At 53.6% G+C, this 17,876-nt stretch carries 19 protein-coding genes, 2 tRNA genes and 2 pseudogenes; 10 read left to right on the forward strand and 13 right to left on the reverse strand.

Features of this window, described 5'->3' with window-relative positions; genetic code table 11:
• Positions 1-26 precede the first annotated feature (26 nt).
• The 6 genes from FD34_RS08115 to FD34_RS08135 form a co-directional block, all read right to left on the reverse strand.
• A tRNA-Val gene (locus FD34_RS08115) sits at positions 27-99 on the reverse strand.
• Between the two features lie 88 nt (positions 100-187).
• Positions 188-364 (reverse strand): hypothetical protein, encoded by a 177-nt coding sequence (locus FD34_RS08645; protein WP_169788926.1) that lies wholly within the window; start codon positions 362-364, stop codon positions 188-190.
• Between the two features lie 52 nt (positions 365-416).
• Positions 417-668, reverse strand: coding sequence for a hypothetical protein (locus FD34_RS08120; protein ID WP_057808324.1), 252 nt, complete (start codon positions 666-668; stop codon positions 417-419).
• Between the two features lie 147 nt (positions 669-815).
• Complete coding sequence (locus tag FD34_RS08125) at positions 816-1,832, reverse strand: zinc-dependent alcohol dehydrogenase family protein (RefSeq protein ID WP_057808325.1); 1,017 nt, start codon at positions 1,830-1,832, stop codon at positions 816-818.
• A gap of 16 nt (positions 1,833-1,848) precedes the next feature.
• Positions 1,849-2,259 (reverse strand): VOC family protein, encoded by a 411-nt coding sequence (locus tag FD34_RS08130; protein ID WP_057808326.1) that lies wholly within the window; start codon positions 2,257-2,259, stop codon positions 1,849-1,851.
• A 139-nt stretch (positions 2,260-2,398) separates the two neighbouring features.
• The gene (locus FD34_RS08135) at positions 2,399-2,992 is read right to left on the reverse strand and encodes a site-specific integrase (RefSeq protein WP_057808327.1); all 594 of its coding nucleotides are present in this window, start codon (positions 2,990-2,992) and stop codon (positions 2,399-2,401) included.
• A gap of 112 nt (positions 2,993-3,104) precedes the next feature.
• Between FD34_RS08135 and FD34_RS08140 the strand changes: the two genes are divergently transcribed.
• Positions 3,105-4,046: a DNA/RNA non-specific endonuclease gene (locus FD34_RS08140; protein WP_152936731.1), complete on the forward strand. Its 942-nt coding sequence runs from the start codon at positions 3,105-3,107 to the stop codon at positions 4,044-4,046.
• Positions 4,047-4,907: 861 nt separating this feature from the next.
• Here the strand turns inward: FD34_RS08140 and FD34_RS08150 are convergent.
• Positions 4,908-4,979 (reverse strand) — tRNA-Arg (locus FD34_RS08150).
• An 86-nt stretch (positions 4,980-5,065) separates the two neighbouring features.
• Between FD34_RS08150 and FD34_RS08155 the strand changes: the two genes are divergently transcribed.
• Positions 5,066-5,887, forward strand: coding sequence for an HAD family hydrolase (locus tag FD34_RS08155; RefSeq protein ID WP_057808330.1), 822 nt, complete (start codon positions 5,066-5,068; stop codon positions 5,885-5,887).
• Positions 5,888-5,948: 61 nt separating this feature from the next.
• Here FD34_RS08155 and FD34_RS08160 read toward each other — a convergent pair whose 3' ends face one another.
• Positions 5,949-6,422: a nucleoside 2-deoxyribosyltransferase gene (locus FD34_RS08160; protein WP_152936732.1), complete on the reverse strand. Its 474-nt coding sequence runs from the start codon at positions 6,420-6,422 to the stop codon at positions 5,949-5,951.
• Between the two features lie 219 nt (positions 6,423-6,641).
• Between FD34_RS08160 and FD34_RS08840 the strand changes: the two genes are divergently transcribed.
• From FD34_RS08840 to wecB, 6 genes and pseudogenes are all read left to right on the forward strand, one after another.
• Positions 6,642-7,154 carry a hypothetical protein gene (locus FD34_RS08840; RefSeq protein ID WP_235806017.1) on the forward strand — a complete coding sequence of 171 codons (513 nt, stop codon included), beginning with the start codon at positions 6,642-6,644 and terminating at the stop codon, positions 7,152-7,154.
• Positions 7,155-7,250: 96 nt separating this feature from the next.
• Positions 7,251-7,511, forward strand: a complete 261-nt coding sequence (locus tag FD34_RS08845) for a hypothetical protein (protein ID WP_235806018.1) — start codon at positions 7,251-7,253, stop codon at positions 7,509-7,511.
• Positions 7,504-7,662, forward strand: a complete 159-nt coding sequence (locus FD34_RS08650) for a hypothetical protein (protein WP_169788927.1) — start codon at positions 7,504-7,506, stop codon at positions 7,660-7,662. Before FD34_RS08845 ends, FD34_RS08650 begins: the two co-directional genes overlap by 8 nt.
• Positions 7,662-8,671: pseudogene (locus tag FD34_RS08170) on the forward strand (glycosyltransferase family 2 protein). The gene FD34_RS08650 and the pseudogene FD34_RS08170 overlap by 1 nt, the downstream one beginning before the upstream one ends.
• Before the next feature lie 17 nt (positions 8,672-8,688).
• Entirely contained in the window at positions 8,689-9,825 is a 1,137-nt protein-coding gene (locus tag FD34_RS08175) for a glycosyl hydrolase family 8 (RefSeq protein WP_057808331.1), read from the forward strand.
• Positions 9,826-10,916: pseudogene (wecB, locus tag FD34_RS08180) on the forward strand (non-hydrolyzing UDP-N-acetylglucosamine 2-epimerase).
• Positions 10,917-10,986: 70 nt separating this feature from the next.
• Here the strand turns inward: wecB and FD34_RS08185 are convergent.
• The 4 genes from FD34_RS08185 to FD34_RS08195 form a co-directional block, all read right to left on the reverse strand.
• Positions 10,987-12,159: a MalY/PatB family protein gene (locus tag FD34_RS08185; RefSeq protein WP_057808332.1), complete on the reverse strand. Its 1,173-nt coding sequence runs from the start codon at positions 12,157-12,159 to the stop codon at positions 10,987-10,989.
• A 14-nt stretch (positions 12,160-12,173) separates the two neighbouring features.
• On the reverse strand, positions 12,174-13,043 hold the full coding sequence (locus FD34_RS08190; RefSeq protein ID WP_057808333.1) for a DUF3737 family protein: 870 nt from the start codon (positions 13,041-13,043) through the stop codon (positions 12,174-12,176).
• 91 nt (positions 13,044-13,134) lie between these two features.
• The gene (locus tag FD34_RS08655) at positions 13,135-13,296 is read right to left on the reverse strand and encodes a hypothetical protein (protein WP_169788928.1); all 162 of its coding nucleotides are present in this window, start codon (positions 13,294-13,296) and stop codon (positions 13,135-13,137) included.
• On the reverse strand, positions 13,293-14,174 hold the full coding sequence (locus FD34_RS08195) for an alpha/beta hydrolase (protein ID WP_235806019.1): 882 nt from the start codon (positions 14,172-14,174) through the stop codon (positions 13,293-13,295). Before FD34_RS08195 ends, FD34_RS08655 begins: the two co-directional genes overlap by 4 nt.
• Positions 14,175-14,265: 91 nt before the next feature.
• Here FD34_RS08195 and FD34_RS08200 point away from each other — a divergent pair, with 91 nt between their 5' ends.
• Complete coding sequence (locus FD34_RS08200) at positions 14,266-14,766, forward strand: GNAT family N-acetyltransferase (protein WP_057808335.1); 501 nt, start codon at positions 14,266-14,268, stop codon at positions 14,764-14,766.
• A 30-nt stretch (positions 14,767-14,796) separates the two neighbouring features.
• On the opposite strand, the gene FD34_RS08205 is transcribed toward FD34_RS08200, so the two are convergent.
• The gene (locus tag FD34_RS08205) at positions 14,797-17,121 is read right to left on the reverse strand and encodes a P-loop NTPase family protein (RefSeq protein ID WP_057808336.1); all 2,325 of its coding nucleotides are present in this window, start codon (positions 17,119-17,121) and stop codon (positions 14,797-14,799) included.
• 525 nt (positions 17,122-17,646) lie between these two features.
• Here FD34_RS08205 and FD34_RS08210 point away from each other — a divergent pair.
• On the forward strand, positions 17,647-17,876 hold a 230-nt coding region (locus tag FD34_RS08210), incomplete at its 3' end, for a helix-turn-helix domain-containing protein (RefSeq protein WP_157046896.1).

Below are 17,876 nucleotides of genomic sequence, written 5' to 3' on the forward strand. Positions count from 1 at the left end.
TTTAATTATGCGACGCAGGGCCGCAATGGAGGATACAGGGCTCGAACCTGTGACCCTCTGCTTGTAAGGCAGACGCTCTCCCAACTGAGCTAATCCTCCATCAATGATTGTCACACGACAACAGAAACTATATTATCAAGGATCAACTCAAATGGCAAGACTATTTGAGGGAAAAGTTGAATTTTCTTCACGAAGGAGATGAGTTCTTACCCGCTTGGTCCCCCATCATCCCCTGCCGGCAGTTTACCTTCTGCTGGGCACGTTCTTGGTCACGTAGGTAGAACTTGAAGAAGGTGTTGACCGGCAGGAGGGTCGCCCCGTAGACCAGGGCCTGACGATGATTCAGGTGGTGAGTTTTGTGCATATGGTCCCCTCCGTTCAAAAAGGGGCGGTCCGTTACGGGCTGCCCCCATTAATTACTTGTTCTTAACCTTGTCAATCAGCTTGTCGATGTGCTTGTGCAGCTTCTTGATCTCATTTTTCTGGTCGGCCAGCTCAGCCTTCAGTGTCCGCAGCTCACCCTTGCGCTTGCTGTGCTTCTTAGCCTTGTCCAGGGAGTCCACCAGGGCGCCGATCGTGTTGACGTCGTATTCGTTCAGGAGGCCGGCAAACTCGTCGAGCTTCATGTCCTTGATGGCCCGCAAATCATCCTTACTGTATTTACTCATTATTAAACACCTTCCTTATTGATTATACCCTGATTATAACGCTATTTATAAGTAGTGCTGCATCAATTTATAAAAAAATAACCTGCCCCACCAAATGGGAACAGGTTATTGGTTAATTAAGTTTAGCTAATAATGGAAAGATCCGCGTTAGGCTTCTTCACCAGCAACCTTAACGATTGCCTTGGAGACACCCTTCAGCTTACCACTGACGAAGTCTTCAACGTGGTCAAAGTCGAGGACGTGGGAGATCAGCGGCAGTGGGTCAACGGCGCCAGATTGGAGCAGGGCGATGGAGTCTTCGAAGGTGTAAGGGTTGATGAAGGTCCCTTGAATCTTCAGTTGCTTTTGGAAGACCTTGTAGGTGTTAACCTTGAAGGTGGAGTCAGGGTTACCAACACCGAACATCAGCACTTGACCACCACGGGCAGCGGCTTCAACGGCTTGCTCTTGGGTTTGTGGCAGACCAACGGCTTCAACCACGATGTCGTAGGAGTCAGCCTTGACTTCTTCGGGGTGCTTAACGTTGTTGATGGTCTTGAAACCGAAGTGCTTCTTGTTGTTCTCCAGCTTGTCGTCGTTGGAACCAGCCAGGGTAACTTCGTGAACACCACGGGACTTCAGGATTTGGGCAATCAGTTGGCCTTCGAAACCATCACCGATGATGAGTGCCTTTTGGTATGGGTGGGTTTCCAGCAGGTCAACCCCGTGTTCAGCACAGGAGATTGGTTCGATTACGGCAGCGGCTTCCAGGGAAACGTTGTCTGGAATGTGGTAGACAACTTCTTCCGGAGCGGTGAAGTATTCTTCAAAACCACCGTCACGGGTAACACCAACGGCATCGAGGTGTTCACACAGTTCCGGACGGGATGAACGGCAGTATTGGCACTTGTGGCAGTAGATGTTTGGGTCAACACTTACCCGGTCGCCAACCTTGAAGTTTTCGACTTCAGAACCAACCGCAGCAACGACACCGGAGTTTTCGTGGCCTAAGACGATCGGTGGAACGGCGTCAGCAGAACCCGGCAGACCACCGTAGAGGGCCTTGTCAGTACCACAGATACCAGCCCAAGCGGTGTGGATCAGAACTTCGTTGGGCTTAACTTCGGGCTTGTCGTAGTCTTGAACTTCAAGCTGCTTTAATCCGGTTAAAACTAATGCTTTCATCAGAAAATCCTCCTAATCAATCCTTAACAATCTCACAGAATTCAATGGTTTCGTCGTTGGGACCGGTGATGTTGAAGAACTTGATCCCGTGCTTCCAGAAGTCAAGGTGTTGAACCTCGTCTTCCTTGACGGCAAAGCCCTCAGCCTTGGCCGCCTTGAAGGCGTTGTCGGCGTCTTCAACGTTTAATGAAATGTGGTTGATCGCACCGGTTTGGTGAACGGCGCCATCACTATCCCAGATTTCCAGCATCAGGTGGCCCGCCTTCATGAAGGTAACCTGGTGGCCTTGGTCATCAGTGTCGAATTGACCCTGCTTCTTGAAGCCAAGCTTCTCCCAGAAAGCAATCGTCTTGTTCATATCATCGGTTGGAATCCCAACGTGGGCCAGATCATCAAAGTATCCGGCCAGGCTCTTATTAAATGCCATTGAAAGCCATCTCCTTAAGTAAGTTTGTGAAGTATTTCTCTTTCAACGCTTTTAATAATACTTGCTTTTAGGTCATATGTCAACCGGTTGACATAAAATAATTCAAAAAATTGTGGGAACTTACACAATCCCCACAGTTTTAGCCAAAGTCGATTTTGTCCAGCATCTGTTCCCGGCTAACCTGGTCAAGACCCAGGTAGGCCAGGGTCATCGCCTCACTGGAGTGGTTGAGTAATCTCATCACCAGGCCGATGTTGTAGTTACTCTGGACGTAGACCCGGTAGGCACCGGTCTTGCGCATCGTATGGGTGCCCAGGTAGTTAATGTCGAGCAACTCCCCCACCCGGTGCATGACGTTGTAAAACTGACGCTCGTCGATGTGCTTGTCTGGCCGGGTGGTGGACGGGAAGAGCCATTCCGTCCTTCCCTCGTAGCGGTTGCGTTTCAGCCACTGCTGGTAGATCGCCAGGTCGCTCATCACCGGCCGCAGGTAGAGGGTGTTGGGCTTGCCGGTCTTCTTGTCCTTGATGAAGGCGTGCTGGCGGATGGCCCCGTAGTCATCGAAGACGTCGGTCTGCTTGAGTCGCAGGACGTCACTGACCCGGAGGAGGGTGGCCTTACCGACCTGGAAGATCGTGTAGTTACGCCGCCCCGCTTTAAAGTTGTGGAGGAGGGTGTCTTGGACCTCCGCAAGGACATTGGAATCCTTGATTGGTAGTACGATTTGTCTCACGTTATTCAGCTTCCTTAGGTGTTATTTAATTTATGATAACATATTCAGAAGTGGTTAAGCTTGACGGTTGGTGATTCGTTGCTAAAATAGTTACATTGAGTTTTTTAACGAGGTGACAGTCCTGTCAAGAATTAGTAAAGTTTATCGAACCGCCCTCCTGCTGATGGTCGGCCTGGCCCTTGGCGGTGGTTGGACCACCTACCGCGACTTTCGTCATGGACAGCAGGCCCGGCTAGATTTTGCCCAGCACGATCGCCGGCCGGCCAGCCAGGTCGGTGGGCTCACGACAAGTCAATACCAGCAGTTGGCCCAGCTGAATTACCAGCCGGGCAGTACCCCGGTCGTCCTGGTCAATCATGGGCGGTCAATCCTCAACCCCAAGGCCTGGCGAAGGGACCATGTCATCTATCAGCAGCTCGACCGGGCCGGCCGCGCCTCCGCTAGCAACACCGCCTTCTTGAACAGCCGTAATCACGCTAACACCAGTCTCCGAACGGCGCAGAATTTTCAACCCGCTGGCTGGCACAGTAATAGTGGCGGGAACCTTGTCTATAACCGGGGCCACCTGATCGCCTATTCCCTGACCGGGGGGATTGACCCACGAGCCGGGCAGTTACGGGCCGGGGCACTCGGTGACCAGGATAACCCGCGAAACCTGTTCACGGAGACTGACTTTACTAACGAGGTCCTGCAGACCCATTACGAGGCCCGGGTCCGTCACGCCATTGAACAAGGAAAGCACGTGATCTACCAGGCCACCCCGATCTTTCGTGGGGATGAGCAGATGGCCCGGGGGATCAACCTCCAGGCCCTCTCGACCGACGGGACCCTGAATTTCAATGTCTTCCTATATAATGTTGAACCTGGAGTGCTGCTGAACTACCAGAGTGGGTCCAGCCAGGCAGATTCGCGGATGCGAGTGTACGTTCCCACCTATATGAACGAGGACGATAGTGATGACCGGTCGGCCGGGGATGGTAACCTGCGTGTTGTTGGTCCCTACCCCACCCCATTTGCTGATGCCCCTCGTCACTATTATCGGATTAGTCAATGACGTCACCTTTGAGGATGGCGTCATTTTTATTGAGAGCTAGTTTACATAATATCTTAATGGGTGATTATGTGGGATGCTGCGTTTTTCTCCCTTTTTACAGCTAATCTAAACCGCTAAAATTGGTCAAAATATGGTAGTGTTATTTATCCTAATACAAAATAAATAACATCTCACTAAAAACGTAAATTATAATATCCCGTTTTCAAGCGATTCTTGAGGTGTTATTTGTAAGAAATAACACCTCATTTATGCGGGAATTTGATCATAAATAAGGGTAAAATTGCGATTCACTCTGAGACACATTGAGATGATCAACTACCCGTCCAAATCATTTTCATGTTGTCTGAGTGGCAATTTTAAATTGGCATAATTTGCTGGTTTTAATAATGTGCCAAACGTAATAATGTATCCTTACAACTTGAAATCTCGATATTGACATTACGCAATCTATTTCATTTAATACATAGCCTTGATTATTTAATTTTAGGTTACATAATATCTTTCGTTTAAATTAATCGTCCAGAAGTGAAATTATGACAAAAGCAGATAGTTTATAGCTTGATGAAAAACTCATCCTGATGCTCAAAAGTATTCAATGATTTAGGAATGAATTTCCCAACTGGCATCAAGGTCTTAAGTATGTCGCGGCAAAAAAATGAGAAACCACTGTAAACATTCTTCGCTTCCTCAATGTTCTGAATATAAGTTTGGCGCACAATGTTCACCAAATGTGCGCCAAAACTTATATTCTTCACCATTTACTGCATTCATATAGGATTAAAGAACCACTGTAAACATCGTTATCACGGTATTTACAGTGGTTCATCATTTCACTAGGAATCTCCCAGAATTCTCAAAATATGCGCCCCCCGGGAATCGAACCCGGATCATGAGGACCGAAATCTCATGTGCTATCCTTTACACTAAGGGCACCTTACAGTGACAATTATAGCGCGTACCTGCTAAAATGGTAATAACTAAAAAATAGTTTCTTCCTATTATATAAGGAGTATTGGTAAATGGAAAAATGGCGCTTTGTTGCCGTCGATGTCGACGGGACCCTACTGGATGATCACGATCACTATGATATCAAACGATTGAATAACGACGTTCAACAACTCGCTGCGCGGGGCATTCACTTCATCATCGCCAGCGGCAACAGCCTTGATGCTCTCAGGGCCATCTTTGCCGCCAGCCCGGTTGTCGATACCTTTGTGGCTGAGAATGGCGGCCGGATCATTGCAAACGGTGATGAACAATTTAGCCAAGTTCATGAGCGGCCGATAATCAAACGGCTCCTGATTTGGAAGGACCACCTGAAGCCGCAGCCAGACCTGCTCTCGCTATCGGGTGCTAACCAGACATTCATCGCCAACCGGTTCAGGGATGTCCCGGTTCCCTACTACCCCCACCATGCCTACTTTAAAACATTGGCCGATGTGGACGAGCCGATCTTCAACCTTAACCTCAACTGGTTCAAACAACGGCCACCCCTGCCGTGGATATTACAGCAGGCCGCCCAGCTCAGCCATGATTTTCCCCAGGTCCACGCAACATACAGCGGGGCTTACGGAATCGACGTCCTGCCTGCCGGGGTCAACAAGGCGGTCAGCCTGGCAAAGCTGGTTGCCCAGCTGGGTGGTCGCATGGATGAACTGGTGGCCTTTGGCGACACCGCCAACGACCTGGAGATGATTCAGGCGGCGGGTCGTGGCTACGCGATGAAAAACGCCACCCCCGATCTATTAGCAGTGGCGGACCGAGTCACTATCCATGATAACAACCATGATGGACTTTTGCGGGCAATTGAGGACCTCTTTAACTTATCGGTGAGCAAGTAAAAGATATAGAAAAAGCGGAAGGCTTTCTTTAGATAAGAAATGCCTTCCGCTTTTCACGTAATTAATAAACTGAACCGTCGTAGAAGTTGAAACTCGGTTTGTTGAAATCGTGGGTGGCCAGCTCGGACAGCTTGATGAAGTTGTCCGCAATTCCCCAACTCATCAGGTTAATTGGCTTGCCGAAGTCTTCGTCCGGAATGACGACCGTGATGTACTTGCCGAGGGCCCGGGCCATCCCCAGCTCAACCCCCATCCCGACATCCTCTTCCTCGGGGATGTAGACAGCCAGGAGCATGTCCGAAGTGGCCACGCCGACCCGGTCACCGTTGTAGGTTGCGGTGGCCCACTCACGATCCTCCAGCAATTCGGGATGCTCATCAACCCGCAGCCCCTTGTATTGGTGTTGGAGCGGAATGTATGAGTTCTTAACGTCAATGGTTGGGTTGTCCTTGATGGCTTGCATTGCTTGCTGGTAGGCCTGGTTTTGCTTATCGGTGAACCAGCCGGCACAGAAATAAACGGTCTTGTTCTTCACTGTGATCTCCTCCAATTAATTTTTTGTTGGATCACCCCCATCTTAGCAAACAATCCTCCACGTTCGCAATAAAGAAATTTTATTCTGAAAAGATCAGCAAACTTATTTTTAATAAGGCTGAAAGCATGAATTTTGTTGTGTCCCCGCCAGACACCTTCTCAATCTAAAACAAATTTGCTAGAATTGTTCAGCGAAAATTAAAAAAAGAGACATAACAAATTGATACGGCAACATATTGTTGAGGTGGGACTGACGGTCCTCTTCCTGATGGGGGCCCTAATCGCGGTCCTGATGTGGTGGGCAGGTCAGTACTCGACCACCGTGGGGACGGCGATGATGACCCTGATTCTCTTGGGCACGGCTGCTGGAACCCTCATCCCCAGTATTCTGATAACATGGCTGATCATCGGTTTGACTACTATCGGTAGTACCATCCTGCTGATGGGCTACATCGTGATGACGACGCCCCTCAAGCTAGGATTACTCCTGGCCTTCCCAGTCTGTGCCAGTCTTAGTGTCCTCAGTCGCTACATTCTTTCCGGCTGGGGATGGATCGACCGCAACCGGGCCGACATCAATAGTTACGCGGCCCACTATGATCAGGTTACCAAGCTGCAGACCCGGTATAACGCCGCAAAGATCTACGAGAAGGCACGCCACTTTGTCCAAACTGACCAGCATGACGACCAATGGCTGGACGTAACGGCGATTCACTGGTCACACAGCAGGTAGATCCAGCAGTTTCATAAGTGGGAGTATCACGAAACACTGCGGGCAATTGCCAAGATCCTGAAACAAGACCGGCTCCCGTCCGAGGCGCTCTACTACTTGGAGCACGGGACCTTTCTGATCGTATCGTTCAACCTGACCACACAGACCTATGAATACCGCAATCGGCTGACCCGGCAGCACCTCGTACAGCCGCGGATTGGCCAAGCCACGCCCCAGTATAAGTGGGGAGCCGAGCGGATTACCACTGAGAATGCCGCCAGCTACCCGGAACTAACCGACGTCATGCGCCACATTGACCGGGACATGGAGACGGATCTGATCGTGGAATACATGAAGGGGGATGGCGTCAATGGTTAGTTGGTTCTTTTGGCTGGCAATGATCATCACCTTTGCCTTCTTCCTCCTCATCATGGTTCTCTTCATCTGCCAATGGGTGATCTACTACCGCGTCGAACGCACCATGCTCCACTATGACCAGCACTTCTATTCGAAGGAGGATCAAGACTGATGGTTCAAGAAACGCTAATGATTATAACCCTGGTGTCGATCTGGCTCTCCCTCTGCATGTCAATCGTTACCCTCAGTGGGGCCACCGACTTCTGGCTGGCCCACAGCACCAAGCGGGTGACCATCACCCCCCTGTCGCGCTACCCGATGATCACCATCGTGGTTCCTGCCCACAATGAGGAGGTCGTGATTGCCCAGACCACCCGGGCGATTCTTGACATGAACTACCCCGCCGACCGGGTTGAGTTGCTCCTCTTTGCGGATATCAGGAGATCATCGTCACCCAACGGATCCAGCACTGCGCGATCTGGCACCTCTTCAAGATCGGTCGGATTCCCGGCACGAACTTCATCATCCAGCGTCAGTTTGTCCAGGGGATCGGGGGCTGGCGCAACGGGGTCTTGACCGAGGATACCGACATCTCCTTTAAGATCATGCAGAGTGGCAAGCTGATCGCCCTGGCTTACAATTCCGAGGCCTTCCAGCAGGAACCTGAACGCCTCCATGACTACTACTTCCAGCGGCTCCGCTGGGCAAAAGGCAACTACCAGGTGGTCATCCACAACTTCCGCCACCTCTTCGACCACAGCAACTGGCGGGTGAAGCTAGAGACCTTTTATTACTCCTGCACCTTCTTCTGGTTCAACGCAGCGATCGTCCTGTCTGACATCATCTTCCTCGCCAATGTCGGGACCTTGATTGCCCGGCTATTTAATCCTGGCCTGGCCATCCCCTTTACCTTTGGCGAGAGCAACATCCTAATCATGCAGATTCTGTTGTTGAACTGGCTGCTGATGATCATCCTCTACGTCCTCCAGATCTCAATCGCGATGGCCACCCAGTTCGGGCAGGCGACGACCGGTCAGATCTGGCTGGCCCTGGCTTCCTACTTCACCTATTCCCAGCTCTTCATCGTTGTCTCCATCCACGCCGTCTGTTCGGTCTGTCTAGACAGCCTGCTGGGCCGCAACGGCAACGTCTGGGTGAAGACCAAGCGGTTCAATGACTAGCGGAAAGGAAACGACTTATGCGATTAACTAAATTTACCTGGCTGCTGGTAGCCGTGGTGACCATCATTTACACCGCTACCCTCGTCATCGTCCGGGTGGAGAATCCCCGTCACATCCAGGCCGAGTGCTATCGGCGCTGGCGGTCGGCCTACGTCATTAAGCAGTCCCCCCACCGGGCCTTCGTCAACACCAGCAACCAACGTAACAACCCGGTTGCCCTTTCCGAGGGGCAAGGTTACGGCCTCTACATCACCGCCCTGGCCGGCCGGCACGGTTGGGCGAAGCCCCAGGACTTTGACCAGCTGCTGAACTACTACTTGGCCCACCGGGATTACGTCGGTCCCCACCAGCAGACCGCTACCTACCTGATGAAGTGGCGGCAGTACCGAAAGGACGGCCGCTGGGTCAGCGATGCCAACAGTGCTACCGATGGGGACCTCTTCATTGCCATGGCCCTTGACCGGGCAGCTACGGTATGGCCACAGCGGGCCGGCTACTACCACCGGTTGGAGCGCCAATTGACCAATGACATCCTGGCCTACGAGTACAACCCGCAGACCAGGGCGCTGACGGTCGGTGACTGGGCCACCAGCAAGTCCAAGTATTATCGCCTGATGCGGACCTCGGATGTTGCCCCGACCTTCTTCGACGCGTTTTACCGGCTCAGCCACGACCAGCGCTGGCGAATTGTCAAGGGTGGAATGCTCGACCACCTCGCCGACCTGAGTGGGCAGCACCGCACCGGCCTGGTTCCCGACTTTGCCTGGGTAACCGCAGGCCATGCCAAGCCAGTCAAGCCCTGGACAGTAGCTAGCAAGAACGACGGCAACTACTCATACAATGCCTGCCGGGTCCCCATGATGTTGGCGGCTAGTAAGGATCCCCGGGCGCAGCGGACCCTGACCCGGATGATGAAGTTCTTCAGCCAAAGTTACCACGTGACCGCGGGCTACACCCTGGCCGGTAAGCAGTTGACCCACCACCAGTCCGGTAGCTTTAGCGCGCCAATTTTTTATGCGGTGAGTCGCAACCGTGACCACGGCTACGATAACCTGTTCGATAGTCAGAAGTTTATCTTTAGCAAGCCGCTGACCAAGGACAACTACTACGACGCCGCGCTGACGAGCATCGCCGCAATGGAAGGGATGAATTAAATGCAAAAGATAATGACCATCTTTTGGACCCGTCCGGAAGCCATCAAGATGGCACCGGTGGTTAAGCAGCTGGCGGCCGATGATGAGACCGAGCCCGTTGTCGTCGTCACCGGTCAGCACCGCGAAATGCTCAAGCAGGTGCTTGATTTCTTTAAAATCCAGCCTGATTATGACCTGGCGATCATGACCAAAAACCAGCGCTTAGACCAGATCACCAGCCGGGTGCTCCTTGGCCTCGACCCGATTCTGGAGCAGGAGCGGCCCGCCATGACCCTGGTCCACGGTGATACCACCACAACAATGGCGGCCAGCCTGGCCAGTTTCTACCACCAGATACCGGTTGGCCATGTCGAGGCCGGCCTGCGGACCTGGGACCTTACATCACCGTTTCCTGAGGAGGCTAATCGGCAGGTGACGGATAACCTGGCCAGACTCTACTTCGCCCCAACTGTCCTCAGCAAGCAAAACCTCCTCAAGGAACACCACCCGGCCGACCGGATCATCGTAACGGGAAATACGGCCATTGACGCCCTGCGGTACACGGTCAACCAGGAATACCACCACGATGTGCTCGACCGGATTCCCGCCGACCACCGAATTATCTTGCTGACCATGCACCGGCGGGAAAACCAGGGGAGTCCGATGACCAACGTGTTCCAGGCCGTCCGTGACGTGGCACTGGCCAATCCTCAGGTAGACGTTATCTACCCTGTTCACCTGAGTCCCCGGGTTCAGGAACTGGCTCACCAGATTCTTGAGGGAATCGCCAACGTCCACCTCATTGCCCCGCTGGACGTGGTTGACTTCCATAGCCTTGCCGCCCGGAGTCACTTCATCATGACCGACTCCGGGGGTGTACAGGAGGAGGCCCCGTCCCTAAACAAGCCCGTCCTGGTGCTACGTGACACGACGGAACGCCCAGAGGGGTCACAGCTGGCACCCTCAAGCTAGTTGGTACTGACCGGGAACAGGTTGGTCAGGCGATGCTGACCCTGTTGAATGATGACCAGCAGTATCAACGGATGACCGCCGCCCAGAACCCATACGGAGATGGCCCCGCTGCTGAGCGAATCGTCGACCACTGCAAATAATTCCTCACACAAGATATTATGTCAACTAGATAACCATAAAAAAAGCAGCCCTGGCGGCTGCTTTTTTGGTTTACTTCTTCTTAAGGTCCTTGATGGCCTTCAGCAGGCGCTGCATGGCGTCCTCGACCTGCTTGCGCGGATAGGCAATGTTGATCCGGATGAAGCCGGCGCCGTTGCCGTGGTAGTAGGTTCCCGGGTTGATGATCAGGCCGGTGTCCTCGCGGATAAACTGGGCCAACTTGGCGCTGTCGTCACTGACGGCACTGGTATCGATCCAGATCAGGTAGGTCGCCGTCCCCGGTACCAGGTGCAAGTCCGGCAGGTTTTGCCGGAGGAAGTCGGCGATGTAGTGACGATTGCCTAGCACATACTTCTTCAGCTGGTGGAGCCAGTCGCCACCGTGCCGGTAAGCCGCAATCGCCCCCGGAATGGCCAGCAGGTTCGGTTCAGCCACCTCGTACTTATTGATGGCCCGGTCGAAGCGTTCCCGCAGGATCGGGTTCGGCACGATCCCGGTGGCGGAGTGGAGGGCCGCCAAGTTAAAGGTCTTACTGGTGGAAACCAGGGTGATCAGGTTGGCGGTGATCTCCGTTGGCAGTGAGAAGGTCGGCGTGTAGTCCGGCCCGTCCAGCACCAGGTCACCGTGGATCTCGTCGCTGATGACGACCACCCCGTGCCGCTTAGCCAATGACAGGATGTGGATCAGCTCGTCCTTGGTCCAGACGTAGCCGGTCGGGTTATGAGGGTTACAGAGGATCATCAGGGTGGTCAGCGGGTTGGCCAGCTTGTCCTCTAGGTCGTACCAGTCGACGTGGTAGGTGTGCTGGTCGTGGTCGTAGAGCTGCTGGCTGGCGATCACGTGGCGACCACTGTTGATAATCGAGTTGTAGAAGGTGTTGTAGACCGGCTCCATCAGCAGGACATTGTCCCCCTCATGACTGAAGTGGTGGACACTGGCCGTGATTGCCGGGATGACCCCGGTGGCAAACCGCATCCAGTCGGTCTCGGCAGCGACGTGGTGTTCCGTCGCGTACCAAGCGGCGACCGCCTGGAAGTACTCCGGGGTTGGGTACTCGTAGCCAAAGGCCCCCTGGTCGATCTTCTGTTTCATCGCGTCCATGATCTCCGGTGCGGTCTTGAAGTCCATGTCGGCGGTTGTCATCGGCAGCTCGCCGTCACGGACCGCCCACTTCTCGGAGTTGGTATGCTTCCGGTCCAGAATTGTGTCAAAGTCGTATTGCATTTGTATCAGCCTCCCTAGTGCTGCTTGACGTGCTGGTCAGAATCGTCGTCGGTGATGATGGTTGTCTTACTGGGGTCAATCTCGTGAGGGTCCATGATGATCTCATCGATGTGGTGGGCCTTAATCTTCCCGCTGATCGGGTTTTTAACGCTCTCAATATCAGAGTTGATCTCGGCGTCGATGTTTTCACAGTATTCAAAGGCCAGGTCGGTATGGAGAAGGCGGCAATTCTTCATGGTCAGGTTCTTGGTGTAACAGAGACCCTGGTCACTCTCGATCGTGCAGTTGATCAGGGTGATGTGGTTGGTGTTCCAAGCCAGGTACTCCCCATTCAGGAAGGAATCGTAGACCACCACGTTTTCACAGTTCCAGAAGTTGTCCTTGGTGACCATCGTTGAATTGTGAATCTCAACGTTTTTGGCCCCGTCAAAGGCGTAGTTGCCGATGATGTTGAGGTGGTCGGCGTAGATGTTCTCACTGTTTATCCCGAAGTAATCGCCGTTGACCTGGACGTTGTTCATCTTAATGTTGCGACAGGACCACATCGTCTCCTCGGCGTCCCCAAAATGGACGTTATTGAGCCGAATGTCGTCGCAGCGACGAAACTGCTTCGGCGCCTGGATGGCACTGTTGTTGATCTCGATGTCCTTGGTGTACCAGATCCCCGAACGCGACATGGTCTCCCAGATAGAGTCGTCGACCTTGACGTGTTGGTCATACCAGAGGGGGTACTTCCACTGGAAAATCACCTTGTTGAGCTCCAGGTCGTGGGCGTTTTTCAGCGGTGACTCCCCCTTGCCAAAGGTGGTCCGGATGAGTTTGGCGTCGTGTTCGCCGAACAGCGGTCGCTCACCATCAAAGTACTGGTCGATAATCTCTTTCATTTCGCTACGTCCCTCTTTCATTAATTGCTAATAACTATATTTTAGTAAGAACGACCCGCAATGTAAAATAATTATTTTTAATCGGTAATCATTAGGATTTTGCATTGTTTAAGGCCTGGATAACCAGCTCCTTGGCCGCCGCTGAAACCGTCAGGTGGTGTTCTTCAGCATAGGCCCGCAGCTGCTGGTAGGCGGCGAGGTCATCGGGACCCCGCCAGATGATACCAGTTACCTGGCCGTGTTCCTTCTTCATTTGGCATCCTCCTTTCCCCACAGGATCCGTTCAATCTGGTTGAGAATGACCGGCCGGCTGTGCAGCTGGCTGTGGGTGGTGTTGGCGTAGATTCTTTGGTGGTAGCTAATCGTCGGGTGGGACTGGATGAGGGCTCGCAGCATCTCGGACTGGATGTGCGGCACCTCGCCGTCGGTCAGCCGGCTCCCCTCCTTGGACCCCATCAGGTTGTAGATGGTGATTGGGTAGTTCAGCTGCCAGTCCTTCATCTGGACCCGGAGCTGGTGGAAGTTTTTGTCCTTGGAGTGGTGAACGAGCAGGTAGTGGTAAGGTAGGTGGTCGCTCAGACTCTCCTCGACCGGGACACCGAGGAAGATCAGCTTGTTGAGCCGCAACTGTTGCTGGAGGCGCTTGGACCCCATGTAGGCGTGCATGAATTCCGTCCCACCCCAGGAATGAGCAATGATGTTGGTTTGCCTAATCCCGTAGTGTTGGTTAAGATAGATGAGAACGTGGCGTAGCTGGCTGACCTGGGGATGGAAGCTGGTGTTGTAGTTCCAATCAAAGAGGACCTGGATTAGGGCGTTGGGCTGCCCGTGCCAGTCCCCACTGACCCGGATACGGTTACGGGGGGAAACCCAGACGGTCATCACCTTCTGGGCGGTATTACGCTCCTGGTAACGGTTGATCAGCTGGCTATAGGTGACCGTGTTACCACCCCATCCCGGAATCAGGATGGTCGGGACGCTTGTGTAGCGGATTGACTTTGGCCCGACTGCTGGGTCAATCGTCCGTCCCCGGCTTCCCCGCAGTAGGAACGCCTGGGTGAGCAAGAGGATGAGGCAGAGTCCCCCGAGGCTGTACCCGACGACCTTACCGACTTTCTTTAACCGTTGCACACAATCACCCCACCTCGTTAGATTACTACTAGCTCCATTATCGCGCATTTTCTGGGGATTGACTGAACTAAACTATTAAGGAGTGATAAAAATGTCGATTACCTTTCGCCGTGCCCGTCCGGATGACCTGGGCGCCATCGTGGCGATCTTTAACGAGTCGGTCGACCTGCCGATCAACGACGAGGTCGAGCTGATCACCCCGGCGAGCCGCCGGGACTGGCTGGCTGAGTTCACCGACGACTTCCCGCTCTGGGTGGCCGAACAGGACGGTCGCGTCGTCGGTTGGTGCGGGCTGGAACATTTCTACCCCCACCCCGCCTACCGGTTTGCCGCCGAAATCTCAATCTACGTCAGCCGCAGTGTCCAGGGCCAGGGAATCGGCCGCCGCTTCCTCAACCTGGTCGATCGGGCAGTGCGGGCTCGCCTGCCGATTAGGTTGATCATCGCCTACATTTACCGGGGCAACGAGGCCAGCCAGCACCTCTTTGCCAAGGCGGGCTTCACCCGGTGGGGGCAGCTCCACCAGATTGCAAACCTCAAGGGTACTTTTCACGACCTACTGATTTATGGCAAAACATACGAAAAGGACTGAGCCAATCTTTGCGGTTCAGTCCTTTTTAGTTTAGCCGAACAGGCGGGCCCAGAAGCCCTTCTTCTTTGGCTTTTCGGTGGTAATGGCCGAAGACGGCAGCTTGGAGTTGCTAATCGAATGCGTCGGCTCGCTGTGGGCCACTTCCGGTGTTGCGTACGGGTTGCGTTCGCCGATCCACTTGAAGAAGTCCGGGGCCTTGATTTCAACGAACTTCCCCCGTTTGCCGTTGATCCCGTCGACGCAAAGCTCAATCGGCAGGGCGTTGCGGTACTTCTCGATGCTGTCAGCGGTGAAGCCATTGAAGGTGTTGAGCTTGGAGATGTCGAAGAGCAGGCTATCATCGGATTCGCGGTACTTGAAGTCGTCGGCCTGGGTGACGTAAAGCTTAGCCCAGCTGTTCCGGGAGCTCTCCTGGAAGTCGTCACAGATCTGGTCGGTAAAGTACGGCGGTACATCCATCCCCGCCATCTGGTAGTAGTCGCGGAAGATCTTCCGGGTGTTGGACAGAAAGTCGAGGCGGCCGTTGTCGGTGTTGAAGTCGCGCCACGGCGTCTCATCGTCCTCCAGCAGGTTGGCCATCCGCATCACGAAGTCCTTGAAGAGGGTGTTGTTCAGGGTCTGGCGGACGTTATAAATGTACTTGTTGGCCTCCCCCTTGAGCTGGTCGTTGATGACCTTGTCGATCTGCAGGTAGTAGGTCCGTCGTGCGGTCTCCCGCAGCATGGTGAAACCGGAGTCATAGTTGGTCGTCCCGATCAGCGGCGCGATGGCGTGGGGGTTGTTGATCAGCTCGTTCATCGTGTCGACGACCAGGTGCCGACTGTACTGATCTTGCTGGAAGAAGTAGGGTTCGATCTCATCGAGTAAGACTGGGTAGGAACTCCCCTGCTTCATGTAGTGCTCGATCGCCTCGACCGTCTTGGCCTTTTTCTGGGCGGTTTCCGTCGGGTAGATCATCCCAAAGTCGATCAGGGACCGGTCGGTATTCCAGGTCAGTTGGTTGATGATCCGGAGCAGGGTCGACTTGCCGGAACCAGCCGTCGCCCCCAGAACGAGGAAGTTCGGCACGTCGTTACCGTCCTCGGGGTTGAGACTGGCCTTCTGCCGGATCTCCCACAAAAACGGAGCGGTGAAGCTGTAGAGGATCGCCTCAAAGAAGCGTTTGCCGTAGTCGGCGGTGTAGTCGACGACAAACTTCTGGTAGCCCTTCATGACCGCGTCGATACTGCGCAAGCCGTCACGGATTTGACTGGTGGTGGCCAGCTTGCCGAATGGAATCGGGTGGGTCCCGGCGTCGTTTGGCACGTAGAGGCCGCTGTTATTGCGGACCAGGTTCCGCTCCATTGGCCGGTCGTAGAGGAAGGTGGTGTACTTCTTTTCGGCCTGGCGTTGCTGGGGTGTCATCCCGCTGATCAGGGCCTGTTGAACCTGCTGGTAAATCTTTTCCCGGCTCTTGATCTTCGGCTTGGCTGCCCGCGGCGAGACGGACGTCTTCTGGAGGTTGTAGATGGTGTCGTGTTGCTTGACGTCGCGGGCGATGGCCTCTTGGGTCTGGGACCGGTCCGTCGTCACCTCCCGCATGGCGATAGTGGTCGACGTCGGGATGATCTTGGTGTCCATCTGCTTCTGGACGTCATGACTGATCAGGTCGGTCATGTCGGCCGCCGCGATCTGGTCGGTAGTGTCGTTGTCCAGGATCACTACCTGGTTATCACCGGCATCCTGGTCGTCCTTGCCCTCATCGAGCTGGGCCTGGGCCGCCTTGAGCAGGTTGTCGGTGAAGTACGGCCGCAGGACTGGCTTGATGTCCTTCTTGAAGTGTTCACTGAGGTTCTGGAAGAGGCGGATATCGTTGTCAAAGACGAGGACTTCCTCAAACTGATTACGGTCCTTGTCAAAGGCGTCGTTATTCAGGTCAATGCTGCCCAGGATGACCCTGGTGTCGTGGGTCTCGTGGTTACTCAACAGGTAGAAGTGCGAGTGCAGTGCCTGAACGGGTGACATCTCGACACTGAAGAGGCCGTTGAGCACGTTGGCCTGGTTGCCGCTGGTCAGGCCCTCAAAGAGCTTGGCGGGCTGCTTATTGGCCACGGCGAGCAGGGCGTGGGTCAAGGCCTCCTTGGTGACCACCTCGTCGGCCGTCTTGGCATCACTGGCTGCTGGGGTCCGCAGGGCGATCTCCACCTTGATGAAGTTGCTGAGGTACTGGTTGAAGAAGTCGGCCGTGACACTGGTCGTGACGGCGGTGAGCCGGTTGAAACGGTGGGCGTCGAAGAGCTGGCTGACCTTCATCGGCGGTGTCTCCTGACCGTTGAATACAATGTGAATCTTCTTTAAGCTTGGATCATTAACCATAAACGTTATCCTTTACAAATTCTAGTGTATTTATAGCTTATTTTCGTTGATTTGACCGGATTTTGCAAGTCTCTTCACGGCATGCGCGTTGAACGGCTACAAATTCTTTTGTGCGGGCGGCGATCGAAGCGGTGGGCTCCTGTACGGCGTGCTATAATAACACGATCTTCAAAGGAGTAGCACGGTGAACTTGCTCGTTGGTGTGGCCCTGCTGGTCTTCGTCGCGCTGGTGTTGATTGGGTGCAAGTCGCCTGGTATGAAGATGAGCATAAGTAAAGCAGATTCAAGAGGAAGCGAGCCAAGCCGGGCTCCAAAAGCTCATCAGCACCCTCCAGGAGGTCGGTGGCGAGCCGGCCAGTTAAGTAAAAGGTGATGGAGAAGTATGGTTTGAGCGATGCTGAAGCGGATAAGCTGCTTAAGCAATGGCAGATTGTAAAATTTAAGTTGAACATTTAAGTGGACAGAAAAACCCATCAAGGTCTTTAATGGTGTTACCACAACATTCCATTAGAAAGAAGGACCTTAATGGGCACCACTATTTTATCATTCCAGAACCGCGTTGTCATTGAAACGCTTCATAATGAAGGACGTTCCTTGCGATACATCGCTAACTACTTAGGCTTTAGTAAGACCACGATTTTTAACGAACTTCACCGACTAAATGGTGAGTATCAGGCTGAGCTAGCGCAATCTGACTTCGAACGCAAGGTTGGTCAACGGGGGCGGAAGTCTTCGCTCACTAAAAACCTTAAACA

Source organism: Limosilactobacillus pontis DSM 8475, assembly GCF_001435345.1.
GTDB lineage: Bacteria > Bacillota > Bacilli > Lactobacillales > Lactobacillaceae > Limosilactobacillus > Limosilactobacillus pontis.